4 protein-coding genes are annotated in these 2,175 nt (G+C 70.8%); 3 read left to right on the top strand and 1 reads right to left on the bottom strand.

Annotated features, from left to right (window positions below):
* From EBM89_RS21645 to EBM89_RS20375, 3 genes are all read left to right on the top strand, one after another.
* A partial coding sequence (locus tag EBM89_RS21645) for a sporulation delaying protein family toxin (protein WP_158609741.1) occupies window positions 1–300 on the top strand: 300 nt, incomplete at its 5' end.
* Window positions 301–341: 41 nt separating this feature from the next.
* Complete coding sequence (locus tag EBM89_RS20380) at window positions 342–854, top strand: SdpA family antimicrobial peptide system protein (protein ID WP_158609740.1); 513 nt, start codon at window positions 342–344, stop codon at window positions 852–854.
* Entirely contained in the window at window positions 855–1,814 is a 960-nt protein-coding gene (locus EBM89_RS20375; RefSeq protein WP_122151383.1) for a sporulation-delaying protein SdpB family protein, read from the top strand.
* An 88-nt stretch (window positions 1,815–1,902) separates the two neighbouring features.
* On the opposite strand, the gene EBM89_RS21640 is transcribed toward EBM89_RS20375, so the two are convergent.
* Window positions 1,903–2,175, bottom strand: a 273-nt coding sequence (locus EBM89_RS21640; RefSeq protein WP_158609739.1) for a hypothetical protein, incomplete at its 5' end; no start/stop codon positions are given.

Genomic DNA, 2,175 nt, shown 5'->3' with positions numbered 1-2,175 from the left:
GACGTGCTGGCGCCGATCCAGTCCGGCGACCCGGTGCGGGCCGAGGCCGCGCTGTCCCGCCTGGCCGAGATCGCCGAGCAGATCTCCGAGCCCGGAACCGACGCACGAACCGGACGCGGGTGGACCTACACCATCAACTGGGTGGCCACCATGCAAGCGGCTGCCGGTGCGATGGTCGTCCTCGTCGCCGGTGCCGCGGTCGTCAGCGCGGTGGCCTTCGTGCTCTACGCACCCACTCAGGGCCTCACCCGCTTCGAGCGGGAACTGCGCTCGTCCGCTGTCGTCGCCGCACTGCGATGAGGAACACCGGCGGCTCGCACACTTCGGTCGTGGGGTGCGTCGTGACGTTCGTCGTCGTGGGGGCGTGCCTGATGGTGTCCGTCGTCGCGGCGCTCCCGGCGACGGTCGTCACGAGCTCGTGGGCGCAGCGCACCCAGGTCCGCGTCGTCCTGCCCCAGTCGTGGGCCTTCTTCACCCGCGACCCGCAGACGCCGTCGCTCGTGCTCTACCGGAGCGGCCGAGGTCGTGCCGCGCGCGCTGACACTCTTCCGCAGACGAGCCTCGCGAACTGGCTGGGGCTCTCTCGCTCACAACGTTCGCAGGACACGGAGAAGGCGATCCTCGCGAGCGAGGTCACCGACTGGGTCGACTGCAGCGCTCTCGACGCGGTCGACTGCCTCACCCGGGTCGGCACCCACGCCGCGCAGGAGGTCTCAGGGGTGCGGCGTGACCCGAACTTCTGCGGCACGTACGTCCTCGCTCTCCGGCAGACGACGCCGTTCAACTACCGCCGCGCGAGCCGGGTCGAGGCGCAGCCGACCCGAGCGGCGAAGATCGCGGTCAGGTGCCCCTGAATGCGCCAGCACACGCTCGTCGCTCTCGCTCGCCTACAGGATTCGATCTCCCGGTTCGATTCGCGGCAACCAGCCGTCCAGGTCGGTCGCACGCTCATCGCAGCCAGCCAGATCCTGACCCTCACCGTGACACCGTGGACGCGACTGACTCCGCAGATCCTCGATACACCTGCGGCCCCGATCTGCCGCGGAGTCACCCGACCGTCCCTGTTCTGCCTGACGCCGGACGACCAGCCGGCGATCGCCATCGTCGTCGCGCTCGTCGTGCTCGCCGCGGTGTGCGCAGGGGTGGTCCCCCGCGTCACCGGCTTGGCGCACGCGTGGGTCTCGTACTCCATCGCGGTCAGCCTGGGTCTGCCCGACGGAGGCGAGCAAGCAGCCCAGGTGGTGACCGTCCTGCTGATCGGCCTGACGGTCGCTGACGAACGTGTGATCGCATGGCGTCGCTCGCCCGCGCCTGCGGCCACCTCGGTGACCTCGGTGACCTCGGTGACCCAGGGCATCGCGTTCGCCTCGTGGTGGCTGCTTCGTCTCCAGGTGGCGGGGATCTACCTGCACAGCGCCATCGCCAAGCTCGGTGTCGAGGACTGGGTCAACGGCTCGGCCTTGTACTACGTCGTCCGGGACCCGTCGTTCGGTGCCTCCGGCCTCGTCGGCGAAGCGCTCCGGACCGTGACCTCCACGCCCCTGGGTGTCGCCACGCTCACCTGGGGCACCGTCGTCACCGAAGCAGGACTGGCCGTGCTCCTGCTCATGGGCCCGCGAGCACGGCGACTTGCACTGACCGCCGCGCTCGTCCTGCACGTCGGCATCATCGTGGGCATCGGCTTGTGGTCCTTCGCCCTGATCATGATCGGATCGGTCTGGGTGGCGGCCGACCTGCCCGTACCCGCGCGGAGCGCGAGCGATCGCCCGGTGACCACCATGTGGCGCAACCAGGGTGCCCCCCGGTCCGGGTGACCGCCGAGACGACTCGGTCGGCACGACCAGGTCGGGAACGGCCCGGCGGGCTCGCCTGGCCGGGCCGCTCCCGAGGCCTCCTGCGTCGTCACAGAGATCCGGCGACCGCTGCCGCATCCCGTTCCCGATCGAAGCGGCTGCGCGAAGCGTCGGACACCCACGACGGAACGACGGCCGGGCCAGCGACGTCGAGGGCGTGGGACACGTGGACCGACGCGATCACGTACGCCGCTGACAGGAATCCGCGTCCGGTTCGTGCGTCGGTTCCGGGCTCGGAGATCTGCTCGGCGATCTCGGCCAGGCGGGACAGCGCGGCCTCGGCCCGCACCGGGTCGCCGGACTGGATCGGCGCCAGCACGTC

It is taken from the genome of Cellulomonas triticagri, assembly GCF_003696205.1.
In the GTDB taxonomy this organism is placed as follows: domain Bacteria; phylum Actinomycetota; class Actinomycetes; order Actinomycetales; family Cellulomonadaceae; genus Cellulomonas; species Cellulomonas triticagri.
Note: the sequence above shows the minus strand (reverse complement) of the source record. Positions and strands in the feature narration are given on the sequence as shown.

Bases quoted from the DNA above. Each gene is read 5' to 3' on its own strand.
- EBM89_RS20375 (WP_122151383.1), top strand. From the start codon at position 855: ATGCGCCAGCACACGCTCGTCGCTCTCGCTCGCCTACAGGATTCGATC.